The following is a 19,915-nucleotide window of genomic DNA, read 5'->3' as shown; positions in this document are numbered from 1 at the left end:
CCGCCGCGCCGCGCCGGGCGCCCCGTCGGGGGGGCGGCGCGCCTCACCGGCGCGCGCCCGCGGGTGCGGGGGGGGGGCGCGCGCCGCCGCGCTCGGGGGGGGGCGGGCGCCCCCCGCGGCCGGCATCCCCGCGCTGACCGCAGAGGTGGAGAGCGCATCGCTGGTGCTGGAGACGCCGGCGGCACGCCTTGTCGCCCGTGGCGAGGAACGGCCCCTTCTGCTCGACGAAGTCGAAGCGCTCCTGGCGTCGGGGGCGCTGGTGGTGGATGCATGCCGCAATGTCGTGCGGGTCGCAGACACCGTCATCTCGCTGGCGACCCGCCCGGTGCTGTTCGCTGTTGCCCGCGCGCTGGCCGAAGCCTGGCCGAGGGACGTGGCAAGATCGACGCTTATTGCGCGCGCTTTCCGCGGAAAGGACGCGGACGAATCACATCGCGCGCGGTTACGGGTCGAAATCGGGCGACTTCGCGCGGAGCTTCGGAGCTTGGCCGATGTGAGCGCGACGAAGCGGGGCTTTGCCCTGGCGCCACGCCGCGCCGGCGAGGTCGTCGTGCTGGCGCCGCCCGTCGAGGACGATCATGCCGCGGTGCTCGCCTTCCTCGCCGACGGCGAGTCGTGGTCGAGCTCGGCCTTGGCGATTGCGCTTGGAGCCAGTTCGCGTACCGTGCAGCGGGCGCTCGAGCAGCTCGCCCAGTCAGGCAAGGTGCAGTCGTTCGGCCGCGGGCGGGCGCGTCGCTGGATGACCCCGCCGGTACCGGGTTTCCCGACAATCTTGTTACTCCCCGGCCCGTTGCCGGGCTACTAGGGTGGTATTATGAAACGATCCTCAGCCGAAATCCTCCGTGAATATGGACCCTTTCCGGGTGTCGACCACGTCGACGGCGTCACCTTCGACGGTGAGCATGTCTGGTTTGCGTCAGGCGACAGATTGAACGCCTTCGATCCGGCGAGCGGCAAAGTAGTGCGCTCGATCGATGTCGCGGCACACGCCGGAACGGCCTTCGACGGCCAGCACCTCTATCAGATCGCCGAGGATCGCATCCACAAGATCGATCCGAAGAATGGCCAGGTGCTGGCGTCGATCCCGGCGCCCGGCAATGGCGGTGATTCCGGGCTCGCCTGGGCCGAAGGAACACTCTGGGTCGGGCAGCACCGGGGCCGAAAGATCCATCAGGTCGATCCCGAGACAGGGGCAATCCTTCGCACCATCGTTTCCAACCGCGTCGTCACCGGGGTCAGCTGGGTCGATGGCGAGCTGTGGCATGGCACCTGGGAGGGTGAGGAGAGCGATGTCCGGCGGATCGATCCTGAAACGGGAAAGGTCCTGGAGAAGCTCGATATGCCGCCAGGAACAGGCGTGTCGGGGCTCGAATCCGATGGCGGTGACCAGTTTTTCTGTGGCGGCGGAAACAGCGGCAAGATCAGAGCTGTCCGCCGGCCCAAACGAGGCTCCGCGGCCAGGATTTGAGTTTTCCACCTTCTCGGCCGGCCCTTTTGGCCGGTTTGGTTAGCCTAGGCTCGCGATCAATTTTTCGAGCAGGCGTGCCAGCATGACCTGCTCCGGGCGTATCAGGCCGGAAAGTATCTCGTGCTCGTTGGCAACGTGCGCGGCAACCGCCTCGTCGATCAAAGCGAGGCCCTTCCGGGTCAGTTGTACGACGATGCCGCGGCGATCGTCGGGATGCGGCCCGCGCTTGATCAGGCCGGATTTCTCAAGCCGATCGAGGCGGTTGGTCATCGCGCCCGACGTCACCATCGTCGCCTCGTACAGAGCGGTCGGCGTCAGCGCGTATGGCGGCCCGGAACGACGCAGCGTCGCCAGCACATCGAATTCTCCGGATTGCAGTCCGTAACTTGCAAACAGCGGCGCCAGCCGCTCCCGCGCGATCAACGAGGCAGCCTCGTTCAACCGTCCGAGCACGGCCATCGGCGAGACATCGAGATCCGGCCGTTCCTTTTTCCACTGCTCGATCGCTTTTGCTGCGCGATCCATGTCTCTCACCGTTATGTATCTTGACGTGAAGAATCTTTACCGTATCGTACCTCAGCTTGTGGTATCGGCCAAGTGCGAACAGGCGATGGGACGGCGATGAAATTTCTCTGGGACTCGGCGCTTGGCCTTCTGGTCGTCACCGGTGGACTGCTCGGCCTGACGCTGCCGTTCGGCAAGATCGCGACGGCGGCCGGCGTCCCCGCCATGGTCTGGGCCTTCGTCATCTCGCTTGGCGCCGGCGGCGTGCTTTTGTGCGCATTGCTGCTCAACGGGCAGCGCATGCGGCTTTCGCCGCACAGGCTGCGCTATTTCTTTGTCACCGCGGCCGTCTCCTACGCAATCCCCAATCTGCTGATGTTTTCAGCCATTCCGCATCTGGGCGCCGGCTACAGCGGCATCATGTTCACGCTGTCGCCGGTCGTCACGCTGGTGTTCTCGATGCTGCTCGGGGTCAGGCGCCCGACCATGCTGGGCATCGTCGGCATAGTCGTCGGTTTCGTGGGCGCAGTCATGGTGGCCGTGACGCGCGGGGAAGCGGGCCATCCGGCCGAATTTTTCTGGGTGGCGATGGGCCTGCTCATCCCGGTCAGCCTCGCCGCCGGCAACATCTACCGCACCGTCGACTGGCCTGAAGACACCGGCCCGATCGAGCTTGCCGTCGGCAGCCATCTGGCAGCAGCCTTGATGCTGCTTGCCGGCATTCTGGTCCTGCTGGGCGGCAATGCATTCGGGTCGCTCGGCGGCGTGCCGCTGGTCGCTGCGGCACAGGTGGCATCAGCCTCGGCGATGTTCGCCTTCTTCTTCCGCCTGCAAGCGGTCGGCGGCCCGGTCTATCTCAGCCAGATCGGCTATGTGGCGGCGGCGGTCGGGCTGTTTGCCGGGACGCTCTTCCTCGGCGAGCGCTATCAGTTGCTGACCTGGGCGGGTGCCGTCATCATCACCGCCGGCGTGTTCATCACCACCAAGGCGCAAAGCCAGAAGACATAGGGGCCAGAAGGCGTAAGCTTCAGACGGATACCTTCTCCGCCAGCACCATGTAGTTGACGTCCATGTCCTTCGACCGCTGCCAGCGATCGGCGAGCGGGCTGTAGGTGACCCCGGTGCGGTCGATGACGGTCAGGCCGGCGCCGGCAAGCGCCTTTTCGAGTTCCTCGGGGCGCACCAGCTTGCCGAACTGGTGGGTGCCGCGGGGCAGCCAGCGCAGCACATATTCGGCGCCGATGATGGCCAGGCCCAGGGCCTTCAGCGTGCGGTTGATGGTGGCGACGAACATGATGCCGCCGGGCTTGACCATCTCGCCGCATTTGGCCAGGAACAGATCGACATCGGCGACATGCTCGACCACTTCCATGTTGAGGATGACGTCGAATTTTTCGCCGGCGTCGGCCAGGTCTTCCGCGGTCGTTGCGCGGTAGTCCACCGTGACGCCGACTTCCGCGGCATGCAGCTTCGCCACCTCAATGTTGGTGACTGAGGCATCGGCGCCGACCACTTCGGCGCCAAGCCGCGCCATCGGCTCGCACAAAAGCCCGCCGCCGCAGCCTATGTCGAGGAAGCGCAGGCCTTCGAACGGCCTTGCCGCACGCGGATCACGGCCGAAGCGGGCCGCCACCTGGTCGCGGATATAGGCAAGCCGGATCGGGTTGAACTTATGCAGCGGGCGGAACTTGCCGTTCGGGTTCCACCATTCGGCGGCAAGGGCGGAAAATCGTTCCACCTCTCCGGCATCGATCGTCGATCGTCGGGGCTCTGGCATGGCGTGGTCTCCTCGGACGCTAGGAAGTCGGGCGCAAGGCTGCGAATGTCAAGGCGCGAAATTCACCGCCGGCAGCGCGATGCGCGTGATGCCTGACAGCACCGCCTTTTGCCGGAGGCAATTGTGTCAGCACATGTCAGTTGATGGTGTGCCGGAAGGAAACACCAATGCCCTGGCGGACGAAGCAGAGACATCGTGATCGAAGGAGTGCACAACGATGCGAACGGTTGCTTCCATTCTTTGGCGCCGGCTTGACCAGGAAGGCCACGACGCTTGCCTGCTGTCGGAAGCGAGTTCCGGGTGGAACCTCAGGGGACACGCGCTTTTCGTCCAGGACGGCAAGCCGTGCAGCATCGCCTACGAGGTGGACTGCGATACCGGCTGGCATACGCGCTCGGCGCGTGCCGACGGCTTCCTCGGCACGCAAGAGCTGCATTATGGCATCGACCGGCTTACCGAGCGCCAATGGACGCTGAACGGCGAGCATCAAGCGGAAGCCGACGGTCTCATCGATGTCGATCTCGGCTTCACGCCCGCCACAAACCTTTTGGCGCTCCGCCGTTTTGCCCTCGATGTCGGCACGGCGACGCCCGCCCCGGCGGCCTATCTGACATTTCCCGACCTGAGGCTGACGCACCTGGAACAGACCTATCGACGCGTCGATGCAGCACACTACGCCTATGCCGCGCCGCTGTTCGGCTACAACGAGATGCTGGAGGTCTCGCCGCTCGGTTTCGTCCTCGATTATCCGCGCCTGTGGAGAGCCACGGCACTGCAGGGCTGAAGCGAGCGGCATTTGCCAACAAGCAGTGCAGGCGTGACACTGCGCTCGTGTGTCGCCTGGCCGGCAGCGGCGGCATGCCTTGCGAAACCGCGATCATTTGGCTAAGGAGGCCGCGCATTGAGCGTCCGGCCCGGTCGGACGCATTTCCGCTTTTCGGCCCTCGGTCCGGCATTCAGTCAAAGGCATTTCGCTTCCATGGCGCGCATCGTGATGAAATTCGGCGGAACGTCCGTCGCCGACATCGCCCGCATCCGCAATGTGGCGCGTCACGTCAAACGCGAGGTCGATGCCGGCCATGAGGTCGCCGTCGTGGTCTCGGCGATGGCCGGCAAGACCAACGAGCTCGTGCATTGGACGCGCGAGGCCTCGCCGATGCACGATGCGCGCGAATATGACGCCGTCGTCGCGGCCGGCGAGCAGGTCACCGCCGGCTTGCTGGCGATCGCGCTGCAGAATATCGGCGTGCATGCCCGCTCCTGGCAAGGCTGGCAGATCCCGATCAAGACCGACAACGCGCATGGCGCGGCGCGCATTCTCGATATTGACGGCGCGTTCCTGATCAAGCGCTTCGGCGAAGGCCAGGTGGCGGTGGTGGCCGGTTTCCAGGGCATCGGGCCGGACAACCGGATCGCAACGCTCGGCCGCGGCGGTTCCGATACCAGCGCTGTCGCCATCGCGGCGGCGGTCAAGGCCGACCGCTGCGACATCTACACCGATGTCGACGGGGTCTACACGACCGATCCGCGCATCGAGCCGAAGGCGCGGCGGCTGGCCAAGATTTCCTTCGAGGAAATGCTCGAAATGGCCTCGCTGGGCGCCAAGGTCCTGCAGGTGCGCTCGGTCGAGCTTGCCATGGTGCACAGGGTGCGTACCTTTGTGCGGTCGTCCTTCGACGATCCCGATGCACCCGGAATGGGGGATTTGCTCAATCCGCCGGGAACGCTTATTTGCGACGAGGAAGAGATCGTGGAACAGCAGGTCGTCACCGGAATTGCCTATGCCAAGGACGAGGCGCAGATATCGCTGCGCCGCGTCGGCGACCGGCCGGGCGTCGCCGCCGGCATTTTCGGGCCGCTCGCCGAGGCCAACATCAACGTCGACATGATCGTCCAGAACATTTCCGAGGACGGCAAGTTCACCGATATGACCTTCACCGTGCCATCCGGCGACGTCGACAAGGCGCTTGCCGTGCTCGAACGGCTGAAGGCGACGATCGGCTACGATGTGGTGCAGTCGGAAGCCGGCATGTCAAAGGTCTCGGTCATCGGCATCGGCATGCGCAGCCATGCCGGCGTCGCCGCCACCGCCTTCAAGGCGCTGGCCGACAGGTCGATCAACATCCGCGCCATTACAACGTCCGAAATCAAGATTTCGATCCTGATCGACGGTCCCTATACGGAACTAGCAGTTCGCACTTTGCATTCCGTCTACGGTCTGGATAAGCAGTAGCAGATCGAAAGTCTTGGAGCGGCCTTTATGCGTCCAATTGGACGCACGGCGCTCTAATTGAGTTGTTGCGTTTGTGCCGCTGTGCAGGGCAACCTGCACCGGCTGAAATGCTATTGGAGAAGAAGCCGCGATGCGTGATTCGGCCAGTGGCCCGCGCGTTTTGCTGAAACGGCTCCGCGAGCTCATGCAAGAGCCGCTGGAGCCGCAGGAGCGGCTTGACCGGATCGTGCGCGACATCGCCTCCAACATGGTTGCCGAGGTCTGCTCGCTCTATGTGCTGCGCGCCGATTCGGTGCTCGAGCTCTACGCCACCGAAGGCCTGAACCCGAACGCCGTCCACCTGGCGCAGCTCAGGCTGGGTCAAGGCCTGGTCGGCACGATCGCGGCCTCGGCGCGGCCGCTCAACCTTTCCAATGCACAGGAGCATCCTGCCTTCGCCTACCTGCCGGAGACCGGGGAAGAAATCTACAATTCCTTCCTCGGCGTGCCGGTGCTGAGGGCAGGGCGGACGCTCGGCGTCCTGGTCGTGCAGAACAAGACCATGCGCCATTATCGAGACGACGAGGTCGAGGCGCTGGAAACGACGGCGATGGTGATCGCCGAGATGATCGCCACCGGCGATCTGGAGCGGCTGACGCGCCCCGGCCTCGAGCTCGATCTGCGTCGCCCGGTAAGCTTTACCGGCCTGTCCTTCAATGAAGGCGTCGGGCTCGGCCATGTGGTGCTGCACGAGCCGCGCATTGTCGTCACCAACCTGTTCAACGAGGACAGCGAGGAGGAGGTCAGGCGGCTCGACGCGTCCCTCGGCTCGCTCAGGCTCTCCATCGACGACATGCTGGAGCGCCGCGACGTCGCCTTCGAGGGCGAGCATCGCCAGGTGCTCGAAGCCTATCGCATGTTCGCCAACGACCGTGGCTGGGTACGCCGGCTGGAGGAGGCGATCCGCAACGGCCTGACGGCCGAAGCGGCGGTCGAAAAGGTGCAGAGCGACATGCGTGCCCGCATGCTGCACATGACCGATCCGTATCTGCGCGAACGGATGAGCGATTTCGACGATCTCGCCAACCGGTTGCTGCGGCAGCTTATGGGGCGCGGACCGGAGGACGTCGCGGCCTCGCTGCCCAAGGACGCCATTATCGTCGCCCGCTCGATGGGTGCTGCCGAGCTGCTTGACTATCCCAGAGACAAGCTGCGCGGACTGGTGCTGGAGGACGGCGCGGCGACCAGCCATGTCGTCATCGTGGCCCGTGCGATGGGCATACCGGTCGCCGGCCAGATGAAGGGCGCCGTTTCCATGGCGGAAAACGGCGATGCCATCATCGTCGACGGCGAGGAAGGCGCGATCCATCTGCGCCCGCAGCCCGACCTCGAGGCGGCCTATGCCGAGAAAGTGCGCTTCAGGGCGCGGCGGCAGGAGGTCTACCGCGAGCTGCGCAAGAAGCCGTCGGTGACCAAGGACGGTGTCCAGGTCGATCTTCTGATGAATGCCGGGCTGGCGGTCGACCTGCCGCAACTGGCCGAAGCTGGCGCGGCCGGCATCGGCCTGTTCCGCACCGAGCTGCAATTCATGGTCGCCTCGACTTTTCCGCGCGCCGAAGCGCAGGAGCGGCTCTATCGCGACGTGCTCGAGGCGGCGCGCGGCAAGCCGGTGACGTTCCGCACCATCGATATCGGCGGCGACAAGGTGCTGCCCTATTTCAAGGGGTCGATCCAGGAGGAGAACCCGGCGCTCGGCTGGCGCGCCATCCGCCTGACGCTCGACCGGCCCGGCCTGCTGCGCACCCAGATCCGCGCACTGCTCAAGGCGTGCGGCGGGCGCGAACTGAAGCTGATGCTGCCAATGGTGACGGAACTCGGCGAGATCGTGCAGGCGCGCGAGATCATTGATCGCGAGGTGCGGCATTTGTCGCGCTTTGCCCATCATTTGCCGACCAGCCTCAAGGTGGGCGCGATGCTGGAGGTGCCGTCGCTGCTGTTCCAGCTCGACGAGTTGATGAAGGCGGTCGATTTCGTCTCGGTCGGCTCGAACGATCTGTTCCAGTTCGTCATGGCGGTGGATCGCGGCAACACCCAATTGTCCGACCGCTTCGACCCGCTCTCGACGCCGTTCCTGCGTGTTTTGAAGAAAATTGCCGACGCCGGAGCGCGCAACCATACGCCGGTGACCCTGTGCGGCGAACTTGCCGGCAAGCCGATTTCGGCGATGGCGCTGATCGGCCTTGGCTATCGCTCGATCTCGATGTCGCCGGCTTCGATCGGCCCGGTCAAGGCGATGCTGACGGAACTGCCGCTCAGCGAACTGGAAGCGTTCTTCGACGACAATCTGATGGCGCCGGCGCAAGGCCTGCCGATGCGGGCGCTGCTGCAAGCCTTTGCCGACGACCGCTCCATACCGCTATAGACTTCGCCATGATCAACCTGCCCCGCGACCGTATGGACCAAGTCGTCAAGCGTTTCGACATGCTCGAAGCGCAGATGTCGGCCGGGCCGGCGGCGGACGCCTATGTCAGGATGGCCTCCGAATATGCCGACATCCAGGAGATGGTGGCAAAGATCAGGGCGCTGCGCGCCGCGGAGCGCGAACAGGCCGATCTGGAGGCGATGCTCGCCGACAAGGGCACCGACGCCGAGATGCGGGCCTTGGCCGAGGCCGATCTCCCAGGGGTCAAGCATCGCATCGAGGCGCTGCAGCAGGACATCCAGATCCTGCTGTTGCCAAGGGATGCCGCCGACGAAAAGAACGCCATCCTCGAAATCCGCGCCGGCACCGGCGGTGACGAGGCGGCACTTTTCGCCGGCGACCTGTTTCGCATGTACGAGCGCTATGCCGCGGCGCATGGTTGGCGTTTCGAGACGGTGTCGGCCAGCGAGGGCGAGGTCGGCGGCTACAAGGAAATCATAGCCACCGTTTCGGGCAAGGGCGTCTTTGCGCATCTGAAATTCGAATCCGGCGTGCACCGCGTGCAGCGCGTGCCGACGACGGAGGCGGGCGGGCGCATCCATACCTCGGCGGCGACGGTCGCGGTGTTGCCGGAAGCGGAAGAGGTCGATATCGACATCAGGGCCGAAGACATCCGCATCGACACGATGCGCGCCTCGGGTTCCGGCGGCCAGCACGTCAACACCACCGATTCGGCCGTGCGCATCACCCATCTGCCGACCGGCATCATGGTGGTGCAGGCGGAAAAGTCGCAGCACCAGAACCGGGCGAAGGCCATGCAGATCCTGCGCGCCAGGCTCTACGACCTCGAGCGCAGCAAGGCGGACGAGGAACGCTCCGAATCGCGCAAGTCGCAGGTCGGCTCGGGCGACCGCTCGGAACGCATCCGCACCTATAATTTTCCGCAAGGGCGCGTCACCGATCATCGCATCAACCTGACGCTCTACAAGCTCGACCGGGTGATGATGGGTGAGCTTGACGAGATCATCGACGCGCTGATCGCCGATCACCAGTCGAAGCTGCTCGCCGATATCGGCCTCGATGGCTGACGGCCTGCCCGGCACGCTCGCCTCACTGTTGCGGGAGGCGCGAAACCGGCTTACCGCGGCCGGGATCGCGGATCCGGCGCTCGATGCCAGGCTGATCGTCGAGCATTTTTCCGGCACGACCCGCACGCAGGCCATCGCCGATCCCGAGCAAACGGTCGATGCGGGCGTGAGAGCAGCGATCGATGCCGCACTGCGGCGGCGTATCGCCGGCGAGCCGGTGCACCGCATCCTCGGCTATCGCGAATTCTACGGCTTGCGCCTGTCGCTTTCGCCGCAAACGCTGGAGCCGCGGCCGGATACCGAAACGCTGGTCGAGGCTATACTGCCCTTCGTCAAGGCAGTGGCGGCACGCGAAGGCGGCTGCCGCGTCCTCGATCTGGGGACCGGCGCCGGTGCCATCGCGCTGGCGCTGCTCAGCGCTGTCCCGGCCGCGACCGCCACCGGCGTCGACATTTCGCGAGAGGCGCTGGTCACGGCCATGCGTAATGCCGGGGAATTGGGGCTCGCCGGTCGGTTCACGGCGCTCAAATCCGACTGGTTTGAAAAAGTTTCTGGCCGGTACCATGTAATTGTCGCAAACCCTCCCTATATACCCTCAGACGACATTGGAAATCTGCAGGACGAGGTCCGCGGTTTCGATCCACGCCAGGCCCTGGATGGCGGCGTGGACGGTCTGAGCCCCTACAGGAAGATCGCCGCAGGAGCGGCAGCCTATTTGGAACTCCAAGGCAGGATTGCGGTCGAGATCGGCCATACGCAGCACCAACAGGTTACGGGGATATTCTCCGCGGCCGGGTACTGTCCGGTCGGGGTGTTTCGTGATCTCGGCGGAAACGACAGAGTTCTTGTGTTCGAACGGTGGAAGCCGTGATGCAGTGCGAAAAAAGCGCTTGGCAATACCGGGGAATGCGGCTAGGGTCGCCTTAACCGGATGAGACGAAGCAGGCAGTGCTCTTAGCGATTCGGTTTTCCTTGGAAATAGCTGCCTTCTTGCGCAAACGACGCCCAAGCTTCGTGCGGGAATCGTCCGGCAAGTGAAGTAACCGGAACAGGATGGCACGTGGCGCCAACGCAATTGATGCGGGCGAACGCCGGTGAAGGAACGAAACGGCTGGCCGCATGAGCGCCTCCGTTCGTGAAGAGTTTTTCGAAAATTTCAAAGTGAAGAGAGTCTAATGAGGCCACAACAGCAAAACAGGCGCATGCGCGGTCGCAACAACAATGGCGGCGGCGGCAACAACAATAACAACAACAACCGAAAGGGGCCGAATCCCCTGACGCGCAACTATGAGAGCAACGGTCCGGACGTGAAGATCCGCGGATCGGCTCAGCAGATTGCCGAGAAGTACGCAACCCTTGCCCGTGACGCGCAAAGCTCCGGCGACCGGGTGATGGCGGAAAACTATCTCCAGCATGCCGAGCACTATAACCGCATCATCGCAGCCGCTCAGGCACAGATGCCGATCCAGAACGCGCAGCAGAATCGAGACGATTTCGACGATGACGGCGACGAGGATCGCGACGAGTTCGACAATGCCGGCAACAACAATGCCAACGAGGCCTCGGCGTCGGCCAATCACGGTGCCGGCCCGCAGCCGGTCATCGATGGCACGCCGGCCGAACTGGCTCTGAACCAGGAAAACAGCCGCGACAATCGGGGCGGCCGCGATAACCGTGACGGCCGCGACAACAATGGCGGACGCCACCGCGACCGTCGCCCCAATGGCGGTTACGGTCAGAACGGCCAGCGCGGCGAATATGGCGCGCGCGGCGAGCAGCAGGGTGGCCAGCGCGTCGAACAACAGCCACAGCGCGACGAGATGCCGGCGCAGGCGGAGCCCGTGCCGGCCGCTGAGCCGGTCTTTGTGAGCGAGCCCGCACCGCAATTCGAAAACCTTTCGCCGGCGGGTCTCGCCGCCCAGGCCGAGCTCAACGAAGCTGCTGCCGAAAACAGCCCGGCCCGCCGCCCCAGGCGTCCGCGTCGTCCGCGCCTCGATGTCGAACAGGCAAATGGCGGCAACGACAATGCCGGCCCTGACAGTTCCGGCCCTGACCGTGCCGAAACTGGCAATGTCGATGCGGCGCCGGCTGAAGATGCCGGCGGTCAACCTATTATTGCCGACGTCGAGAATTGATCGAAGAAACGTTCAGGCGATCTTAGCGCATCCTTTACCCTGGACGGCGGAGAGAAATCTCCGCCGTTTTCCTTTTGCGCGCTCGGAATATTATGCGTTCGCCAGTGTCGAGGCGTCTTGAGGGTCCGTGGTTTGCGTCCCATATCTTGCGTGAACAGGATCCGGCTCGAACGGGCGGGTCCGTCACCGCAATCTGATCCGGTGCCGCGAAGCGGGCCGGTGACGGAAGGAGACAGGCATGAATCTTGAAAAATATTCCGAGCGCGTGCGTGGCTTTATCCAGTCCGCGCAAACCATGGCGCTTTCCCGCAGCCACCAGCAATTCACCCCCGAGCATATCCTCAAGGTCCTTGTCGATGACGACGAGGGCCTGGCTGCGTCGCTGATCGAGCGCGCCGGCGGCAATGTCCGTGACGTCAAGCTCGGCGTCGAAACGGCACTGGAGGCAATGCCCAAGGTCGAGGGCGGCAATGGCCAGCTCTACTTGGCGCAGCCGCTGGCAAAGGTGTTCTCGACCGCCGAGGAACTGGCCAAGAAGGCCGGTGACAGCTTCGTTACCGTCGAACGGCTTCTGCAGGCGCTTGCCATGGAAAAGTCGGCCAAGACCGCCGACATCCTGTCCAAGGCCGGTGTCACGCCGCAGGCGCTGAACCAGGTCATCAACGACGTACGCAAAGGTCGCACCGCCGATTCGGCGAGCGCCGAGCAGGGCTACGACGCGCTGAAGAAATACGCGCGCGACCTGACGGCGGACGCCCGCGCGGGCAAGCTCGATCCGGTCATCGGTCGTGATGACGAAATTCGCCGCACCATCCAGGTGCTGTCGCGCCGCACCAAGAACAACCCGGTGCTGATCGGCGAACCCGGCGTCGGCAAAACGGCGATCGCCGAAGGGCTGGCGCTGCGCATCGTCAATGGCGATGTGCCGGAATCGCTCAAGGACAAGCAGCTGATGGCGCTCGACATGGGGTCGCTGATCGCCGGCGCCAAATACCGCGGCGAGTTCGAGGAGCGGCTGAAGGCAGTGCTTTCCGAAGTCACGTCTGCCGCCGGCGGCATCATCCTGTTCATCGACGAGATGCACACCCTGGTCGGCGCCGGCAAGGCGGATGGCGCCATGGATGCGTCGAACCTGCTGAAGCCGGCGCTGGCCCGCGGCGAACTGCACTGCGTCGGCGCCACCACGCTCGACGAATACCGCAAGCATGTCGAGAAGGATGCGGCCCTTGCCCGCCGCTTCCAGCCGGTCTTCGTCAATGAGCCGACGGTCGAAGACACCGTCTCGATCCTGCGCGGCCTGAAAGAGAAATACGAGCAGCACCACAAGGTGCGCATCTCGGATTCGGCGCTGGTCGCGGCCGCTACGCTGTCAAACCGCTACATCGCCGACCGCTTCTTGCCGGACAAGGCGATCGATCTCGTCGACGAGGCCGCCTCGCGGCTCAGGATGCAGGTCGATTCGAAGCCCGAGGCGCTGGACGAGATCGATCGCCGCATCATGCAGCTCAAGATCGAGCGCGAGGCGCTCAAGGTCGAGAAGGACGATGCCTCGAAGGACCGGCTCACCCGGCTTGAGAAGGAACTCTCGAACCTCGAGGAGGAATCGACCGAGCTGACCTCGAAGTGGCAGGCCGAGAAGCAGAAGCTCGGGCTTGCCGCCGACCTCAAGAAGCAGCTCGACGAGGCGCGCAACGAACTTGCCATTGCGCAGCGCAAGGGCGAATTCCAGCGCGCCGGCGAACTTGCCTATGGCAAGATCCCGGAACTCGAAAAGCAGCTGAAGCAGGCTGAAGCCAGGGATGGCAAGGCCGGCATGGTCGAGGAAGTGGTCGGCCCCGATCACGTCGCTCATATCGTGTCGCGCTGGACGGGGATCCCGGTCGACAAGATGCTGGAAGGCGAACGCGACAAGCTGTTGCGCATGGAAGACGAGGTCGGCAAGCGCGTCGTCGGCCAGGGTGAGGCGGTGCAGGCGGTGTCGAAAGCGGTGCGCCGTGCGCGCGCCGGCCTGCAGGACCCGAACCGGCCGCTCGGCTCGTTCATGTTCCTCGGACCGACGGGCGTCGGCAAGACCGAATTGACCAAGGCACTGGCCAGCTTCCTGTTCGACGACGAGAGCGCCATGGTGCGCATCGACATGTCGGAGTTCATGGAGAAGCACTCGGTCGCCCGGCTGATCGGCGCGCCCCCCGGCTATGTCGGCTATGAGGAAGGCGGCGCGCTGACCGAAGCGATCCGGCGGCGGCCCTATCAGGTCGTGCTGTTCGACGAGATCGAGAAGGCGCATCCGGACGTGTTCAACGTGCTGCTGCAGGTGCTCGACGACGGCCGGCTGACCGACGGGCAGGGCCGTACGGTCGACTTCCGCAACACGCTGATCATCATGACGTCCAACCTCGGCGCCGAATATCTGGTCAATCTCGGCGAGGACCAGGATGTCGACGTGGTGCGCGACGAGGTGATGAATGTGGTCAGGGCTTCGTTCCGGCCGGAATTCCTCAACCGCATCGACGAGGTGATCCTGTTCCACCGGTTGCGCCGGCAGGATATGGGCCGCATCGTCGAAATCCAGCTCAAGCGGCTGGAAAACCTGCTTGTCGACCGCAAGATCGCGCTTTCGCTCGATCAGGAGGCGATCGACTGGCTGGCGGCCAAGGGCTATGATCCGGCCTACGGCGCGCGGCCGCTGAAGCGGGTGATGCAGAAGGAATTGCAGGATCCGCTGGCGGAAAAGATCCTGCTCGGCGAGATCCTCGACGGCTCGACCGTCAAGGTCACCGCCGGGTCCGACCGGCTGAACTTCCGCTCGAAGCCGGCGGTCGTGGCAACCGAGGCGGCCGCCTGACTTCAAGCCAAAGCCTGTTCCATCCCGATGGAATCGGGATGGGCTCCTCTCTTCTTTTTTGACCATGATCTCATGGTCTACCATCATTGGCGGGGCGCAGATGACGCTGGACGATTATAACAGCTTCTGCGCCTCGCTGCCTTCGACGACCCATGTCGTGCAGTGGGGCGGCGCCCATGTCTGGAAAGTCGGCGGCAAGGTGTTTGCAATCGGCGGCTGGAGTGAAGGCAAAGAGCCGTTCGTCACCTTCAAATGCTCCGATATCGCCTATGACGTGCTGAGGGAACAGCCGGGCCTTCGGCCGGCGCCCTATCTCGCCTCGCGCGGCATGAAATGGATCCAGCGCCAGACAGGCGAAAGCATGGATGACGAGGCGCTGAAGGATTATCTGCGCGAAAGCCACCGTCTCGTCGCGCTGAAGCTGACGAAGCAGGCGCGCAAGGAATTGGGACTCATTGCCGGTTGATCTGCCAGAAATCCGCCATCTTCATGCCCGGTTCATATTGGAACCTTATCGTACGCAAGTGATTTGCTGGCGAAGGGGTTCGCGACCACATCGGCCCGAAATCGAGTTTTGATTTTCGCAAAGCACGATGCGGAGATTTAAAGCGTTAGAGTGTCCTTAAGCCCAAAAGGACGCGCGGCGCTCTTGAGAGACAATGCCGGCGGCGGCAATTACGGACCGGAGAATTTTGGCCACCATGTTGCGCACCATCTTTACCCTTTCAGCGCTTGCTGCCGGGCTGCTGGCTTCGAATACGATGGCATCGCCGATAGTGGATACTGCGCCACGGGTGGGTCGTGCTGCCGATGACGGCGGCATTCTTGTCGCCCAGAACGGCAATCTCGACATCTATTACGACGCCAGGGGAAACCGCGTCATCGTCGATGCGGAGACCGGCAAGGTTATCGCCATCCAGCCGCCGCAGACCAGGCTCGATCGCCGTGCCTTGCGCCGCGAGCGCCTGCGCAATCTCGGACCGGTCGAAGACGACCGCTATTATCTTGACGATCCGGAGGACACGGCGCGGTTCCGTCGCAGGCGGTTGGAAGACGAAGGCAGGGTCATCGTGCCGCCGGCTGACGAGTACGACCCCTATGGCGACAATTCGGCAGAAGTCTTCCCCGAAGCGCCGCGGGATGACGGCGGCTATGGCAACAATTTTCCGGAGGAAGCGCAGCCGGTGAAGCCGCGCACCATTGAGCGCCAGCCGCTCAATGAGGCTTCGATCGAGCCGGTCGAACCGACAGTGCCGGGCGAGCAGGCGGCCTTGCCGCCAAGCACTGGCGGCAAAACGGCGGTCGACCCGTCGTTATCGCTCGGCGCCCGCCAGGACGTGGCGGCACTGCAGGTGCTGCTCGACCGTGCCGGTTCTTCGCCAGGCGTCATCGACGGACGCTTCGGCTCGAATGTCGACAAGGCGCTTGCCGCCTATAATGAGATCACCGGCAGCAATCTGAAATCGACCGATGCGATCGGCATCCAGGCCGCCCTGGCGCAATCCGGTGGCGATGCCTTCGCCTCCTATACGATCACGCCCGAGGATGCGGCCGGCCCCTATGTCGCCTCGATACCGGAGGACTACAGCCAAAAGGCCCAGCTCGACCGCATGGGCTACACGTCGGTGCCCGAGGCGCTGGCCGAGCGCTTCCACATGGACGAGGCCTATCTGAAATCGCTCAATCCGGACGCCAATTTCAGCCGCCCCGGCACCATCATCAAGGTCGCCAATTTCGGCAGGCTGGTGGCGACGCCGGTGGCGCGCATCATCGCCGACAAGGCCAACAAGCAGGTCCGCGCCTATGATGCGGCGGGCAAGCTGGTCGCGGCCTATCCGGCGACCATCGGCTCGTCGGACACGCCGTCGCCGTCCGGCACCCATGCGGTGTCGCGTGTCGCGTTGGATCCGAATTACACCTACAACCCGAACATCAATTTCAAGCAGGGCGAAAACGACAGGATCCTGACCATCCCGCCGGGGCCGAACGGTCCGGTCGGCTCGGTCTGGATTGCGCTGGACAAGCCGACCTATGGCATTCACGGCACCCCGGATCCGTCCAAGATCGGCAAGACCGAAAGCCATGGCTGCGTGCGGCTGACCAATTGGGACGCGCGCGAGCTGGCCAAAATCGTGTCGCCCGGCGTGACGGTGGAGTTCGTCGACTGAGTTGAGCGTTTTCGCTCCACTCACCCGATGATCTTGCGCAGCAATCGCGCGCGTGGCGCCGCCGCATAGATCAGCTGCACCACCAACATGAAGCCGACGCTGAGCAGCGGGCTGACGAGGCAGAGTGCAGCGCCGATCGCCCACAGGATCTGCGCCTTGACGATGCGCAGATAGACCGTTCGGGTGGTCTCCGCATCGACGCCTTCCGCCAGGAGGCCGTTTTTGTCCGCATAGCGCCAACTGGCGAGCAGCGTCAGCCCGAGCATCAAAAGATTGAGCCAGTAGACGAGCACGGCGGTTCTGAATTCGAGGAAGTCGGCCAAAAGATCGGTCGAGAACGGCAGCAAGGCGATGAAACCGAGAAAACAAAGGTTCAGCGTGGCAAGCCGCCTGTCGGACTTCGCGATCAGCCCGTGCTGCGCCTGCTGGCCGAACCAGAAGATGGTCAGCGTCAGGAAGCTGAGCGCATAGGTCAGAAAACGCGGCGCCAGTGCTGCGACCGCGGCGATCAACTCGTTTTCGGAATGCACCGTTTCATGCGCTGGCACCCTGATCTCGAGAACGATCAGGGTGAGCGCGATGGCGAACACGCCGTCGGTGATGCCGACGACGCGCCCACGTCCTTCCGCCGAGGGTTCGAGCGGTCGTTTCATGCGGGTATTTTCCCCCTTGCCAGTCGCGCTGCAAGAAGCTTAGCACGGCATCGGCCGTTTGCACCCGCACTGGCGTGGTCCTGCCTGCATGGCCAGGTTCGGGCTGGTTTCAACGAGAACAGCCTGCTGGCCGGTTGTCGCTGGCCCCCCCGGCGGTCTAGGTAAGGCAGCATGCACACGCCAACCAAAGTCGGTACCGGCGCCGTTCCCCTGACCGGCTCACTTCCGTCCGATACGTTTTGCCCGCAGGCGCAGCGGCGGTTCGTGCTGATCGCGGCGATCCTGGCTTCCGCACTCGGCTTTATCGACGGATCGGTCCTGGCTATTGCGACGCCGGCGATCCGCGTCGACCTCGGCGCCAGCCTCGCCGAGGCGCAATGGATTTCCAATGCCTATGCATTGACGCTTTCAGCCCTCATTCTCGTCGGCGGCGCCGCTGGCGATCGCTTCGGCCTGCGCCACTCCTTCGTCGCCGGCATCGTCCTGTTCATCGCCGCCTCGCTTGCCTGCGCGTTGGCGCCTAACCCGGCGGTGCTTATTGCGTTTCGGGCTATCCAGGGTGTTGGAGCGGCCGTCATGGTGCCGGGCAGCCTGGCCATTATCGCCAAAGCCTACCCGAAAAAGGAACGCGGCCGGGCGATCGGCATCTGGGCGGCGGCATCAGCGCTGACGATGGCGCTCGGTCCGGTGCTGGGCGGCTTCGTGCTGTCGGCCTTCGGCGACGGCATCTGGCGGGCGATCTTCGCCATCAACCTGCCGCTCGGTCTTATCTCGATCTATCTTCTGCTGGCCAAGGTTCCCGCCGACGCGCCGGCGGAAAAGCGCAGCCTCGATCTCGGCGGCGCAGCACTCGCCATATTGGCGTTCGGAGCGCTCGCTTACGGCCTGACCTCGATGAGCGGTGACGGGGAGGGGCTGATGTCCGGCCCGAGTATTGCCGCCGGCGCAGTTTTGCTCGTCGTGTTCATAGTCTTCGAACGCCGGCGGCGCGAGCCGATGATCGACCTATCGCTGTTTCGGATTGGGGCGTTTGCGGGCGCCAATGTGGCGACCTTCTTCCTTTATTTCGCGCTGTCGGCCAATCTGTTCTATCTGCCGATGCTCATGATCGCCGGATGGGGGCTGAGCACGGCCGAGGTCGGCTTCATCTTCCTGCCGCTGTCGGCATTGATCGCGCTGCTGTCCGGGCCGGTCGGCCAGTGGTCCGACCGCATCGGGCCTCGCTTTCCGATCGCCAGCGGCAGTCTGGTGGTGGCTGTTGCCTTTGCCGGGCTTGCCTTGCTGGCCTATTGGGGCATCCACAATTTCTGGTTGGGGGTGTTCCCGCTGATGGCGCTGATGGGGTTCGGCATGGCGCTGGTGGTGTCGCCGCTCTCGACCGCCATCATGACGGCGGTCGAGGACAAGGATACGGGTGCGGCCTCGGGCATCAACAACGCCGTCTCGCGCATCGGCGGCCTGATTGCCGTGGCGGCGATGGGATCGCTGGCGGCCTGGGTCTACGCTGCCGTGCTCGATACCGGTGCCGGCTCCGGCATTCCGGGTTTCGGCGAACCGGCGCCCGCCGGCCTGGCGCCCGATCTCGATGCGGCACGGCTTGCCGCCAGCGACGCGGCATTCGCGGCCGTTGCCGCAGTGACCGCGCTGCTTTGCCTGCTTTCGGCAATCACCGCCTGGACGACGGTTTCCGGCGAGCGGCTGCCATGGGCGCGCGACACGGCGAATCAGCAGGGCTGACGACGAAAAACGTCGGCTCAGCCTTCGATCTTGGCGCTCGCTACCTTCAACTGATTGCTGTCTTCCTGCTTGAGCAGGTCGTCGATGCGTTCGCGCTCGCGCTTGAAGGCGACGAGGTCGTCGCCCTTCAGCGTCTTGCCGACCGGCAGGCGGACGCGCATCGAATCGACCTTGGTGCCGTTGACGATCAGTTCGTAATGAAGATGCGGACCGGTGGAGAGGCCGGTTGAGCCGAGATAGCCGATAACCTGACCCTGGCGGACGCGAACACCCGGCTCGATGCCCTTGGCAAAGGCGCTCTGGTGATTGTAGGACGTCTCGTAACCATTGGCGTGCCGCAGGATGATCTGCTTGCCATAGCCGCCAGCCCAGCCGGCCTTTTCGACGACGCCGTTGCCCGCGGCAATAATCGGCGAGCCCACCGGAGCTGCCCAGTCGGTGCCGGTATGCATTTTCACATACCCCAAAATGGGGTGGCGCCTGGCACCGAACCCCGACGTAAACCTGCCATTGGGCAAGGGATTGCGAAGCAGAAACTGCTGGGCGCTGCTGCCGTTTTCGTCGAAATAGTCGGTGCTGCCGTCCTGCATCTGGAAACGGTAGAAATTTCGCGTCGTGCCGCCGAAAGTCGCGGAGACGTAAAGCAGCTCGGATTCGTCGGACGCCTGGTCGTCGCCATCGGGCTGCGAGAACAGCACCTCGATGCGATCCGTGGGACTGAGGCGCGACTGGAAATCGACACCGGATGCCAGCAACTTGATCAGCCGCTGCGTCATCGCCTTGGACATGCCGTAGGAATAGGCGGTGCGATAGATGCCGTCATAGACGTTCGGTAGATTGCCGCGCACCACGGGCGCAGGCGAATCGTCGAACGCCGTCAGCAATTCGGGATTTGGCTCCGGCTCC

17 protein-coding genes (1 of these 17 only partly in view) are annotated in these 19,915 nt (G+C 64.2%); 13 read left to right on the top strand and 4 right to left on the bottom strand.

The window, feature by feature from the left end; genetic code table 11:
* A partial coding sequence (locus NKH71_RS32125; RefSeq protein ID WP_502900447.1) for a winged helix-turn-helix domain-containing protein occupies nt 1–805 on the top strand: 805 nt, incomplete at its 5' end.
* Between the two features lie 9 nt (nt 806–814).
* Complete coding sequence (locus NKH71_RS32120) at nt 815–1,468, top strand: Vgb family protein (RefSeq protein WP_023722289.1); 654 nt, start codon at nt 815–817, stop codon at nt 1,466–1,468.
* A gap of 39 nt (nt 1,469–1,507) precedes the next feature.
* Here the strand turns inward: NKH71_RS32120 and NKH71_RS32115 are convergent, their stop codons facing one another.
* The gene (locus NKH71_RS32115) at nt 1,508–1,993 is read right to left on the bottom strand and encodes a MarR family winged helix-turn-helix transcriptional regulator (RefSeq protein ID WP_023722290.1); all 486 of its coding nucleotides are present in this window, start codon (nt 1,991–1,993) and stop codon (nt 1,508–1,510) included.
* 96 nt (nt 1,994–2,089) lie between these two features.
* On the opposite strand from NKH71_RS32115, the gene NKH71_RS32110 reads away from it, so the two are divergent.
* On the top strand, nt 2,090–2,980 hold the full coding sequence (locus NKH71_RS32110; protein ID WP_352483547.1) for a DMT family transporter: 891 nt from the start codon (nt 2,090–2,092) through the stop codon (nt 2,978–2,980).
* A gap of 19 nt (nt 2,981–2,999) precedes the next feature.
* Here NKH71_RS32110 and ubiG read toward each other — a convergent pair whose 3' ends face one another.
* Nucleotides 3,000–3,749 carry a bifunctional 2-polyprenyl-6-hydroxyphenol methylase/3-demethylubiquinol 3-O-methyltransferase UbiG gene (gene ubiG / locus NKH71_RS32105; protein WP_352896205.1) on the bottom strand — a complete coding sequence of 250 codons (750 nt, stop codon included), beginning with the start codon at nt 3,747–3,749 and terminating at the stop codon, nt 3,000–3,002.
* A 217-nt stretch (nt 3,750–3,966) separates the two neighbouring features.
* On the opposite strand from ubiG, the gene NKH71_RS32100 reads away from it, so the two are divergent.
* The 9 genes from NKH71_RS32100 to NKH71_RS32060 all read left to right on the top strand — a co-directional run bounded on the left by NKH71_RS32100 (nt 3,967) and on the right by NKH71_RS32060 (nt 16,619).
* Complete coding sequence (locus NKH71_RS32100) at nt 3,967–4,533, top strand: putative glycolipid-binding domain-containing protein (protein ID WP_352896203.1); 567 nt, start codon at nt 3,967–3,969, stop codon at nt 4,531–4,533.
* A 195-nt stretch (nt 4,534–4,728) separates the two neighbouring features.
* On the top strand, nt 4,729–5,982 hold the full coding sequence (locus NKH71_RS32095) for an aspartate kinase (protein ID WP_352496390.1): 1,254 nt from the start codon (nt 4,729–4,731) through the stop codon (nt 5,980–5,982).
* 130 nt (nt 5,983–6,112) lie between these two features.
* A complete protein-coding gene (ptsP, locus tag NKH71_RS32090) occupies nt 6,113–8,383 on the top strand; it encodes a phosphoenolpyruvate--protein phosphotransferase (protein ID WP_352483551.1) in 2,271 nt (756 codons plus the stop codon).
* An 8-nt stretch (nt 8,384–8,391) separates the two neighbouring features.
* The gene (gene prfA, locus NKH71_RS32085) at nt 8,392–9,471 is read left to right on the top strand and encodes a peptide chain release factor 1 (protein WP_352857473.1); all 1,080 of its coding nucleotides are present in this window, start codon (nt 8,392–8,394) and stop codon (nt 9,469–9,471) included.
* Nucleotides 9,464–10,342, top strand: a complete 879-nt coding sequence (gene prmC, locus NKH71_RS32080; protein WP_352896200.1) for a peptide chain release factor N(5)-glutamine methyltransferase — start codon at nt 9,464–9,466, stop codon at nt 10,340–10,342. Before prfA ends, prmC begins: the two co-directional genes overlap by 8 nt.
* Before the next feature lie 304 nt (nt 10,343–10,646).
* The gene (locus NKH71_RS32075) at nt 10,647–11,606 is read left to right on the top strand and encodes a DUF4167 domain-containing protein (protein ID WP_502899026.1); all 960 of its coding nucleotides are present in this window, start codon (nt 10,647–10,649) and stop codon (nt 11,604–11,606) included.
* A 238-nt stretch (nt 11,607–11,844) separates the two neighbouring features.
* On the top strand, nt 11,845–14,451 hold the full coding sequence (gene clpB / locus NKH71_RS32070) for an ATP-dependent chaperone ClpB (protein ID WP_352896197.1): 2,607 nt from the start codon (nt 11,845–11,847) through the stop codon (nt 14,449–14,451).
* Nucleotides 14,452–14,551: 100 nt separating this feature from the next.
* Nucleotides 14,552–14,917, top strand: a complete 366-nt coding sequence (locus NKH71_RS32065) for an MmcQ/YjbR family DNA-binding protein (protein WP_023722299.1) — start codon at nt 14,552–14,554, stop codon at nt 14,915–14,917.
* A 235-nt stretch (nt 14,918–15,152) separates the two neighbouring features.
* Complete coding sequence (locus NKH71_RS32060; RefSeq protein WP_352496395.1) at nt 15,153–16,619, top strand: L,D-transpeptidase family protein; 1,467 nt, start codon at nt 15,153–15,155, stop codon at nt 16,617–16,619.
* A 20-nt stretch (nt 16,620–16,639) separates the two neighbouring features.
* Here the strand turns inward: NKH71_RS32060 and NKH71_RS32055 are convergent, their stop codons facing one another.
* Nucleotides 16,640–17,272, bottom strand: coding sequence for a TMEM175 family protein (locus NKH71_RS32055; RefSeq protein ID WP_352496396.1), 633 nt, complete (start codon nt 17,270–17,272; stop codon nt 16,640–16,642).
* Between the two features lie 171 nt (nt 17,273–17,443).
* On the opposite strand from NKH71_RS32055, the gene NKH71_RS32050 reads away from it, so the two are divergent.
* Nucleotides 17,444–19,009, top strand: a complete 1,566-nt coding sequence (locus NKH71_RS32050; protein ID WP_352896194.1) for an MFS transporter — start codon at nt 17,444–17,446, stop codon at nt 19,007–19,009.
* 17 nt (nt 19,010–19,026) lie between these two features.
* On the opposite strand, the gene NKH71_RS32045 is transcribed toward NKH71_RS32050, so the two are convergent.
* Nucleotides 19,027–19,915, bottom strand: partial view of a M23 family metallopeptidase gene (locus NKH71_RS32045; protein WP_023722302.1) — the 3' end only. The gene runs 1,070 nt beyond the window's last position; only the last 889 of its 1,959 coding nucleotides appear in the window; its start codon lies off the right edge, out of view — the gene reads right to left on this strand; its stop codon occupies nt 19,027–19,029.

This window comes from Mesorhizobium sp. M0983 (genome assembly GCF_040318975.1).
In the GTDB taxonomy this organism is placed as follows: Bacteria; Pseudomonadota; Alphaproteobacteria; order Rhizobiales; family Rhizobiaceae; genus Mesorhizobium.
Note: the sequence above shows the minus strand (reverse complement) of the source record. Positions and strands in the feature narration are given on the sequence as shown.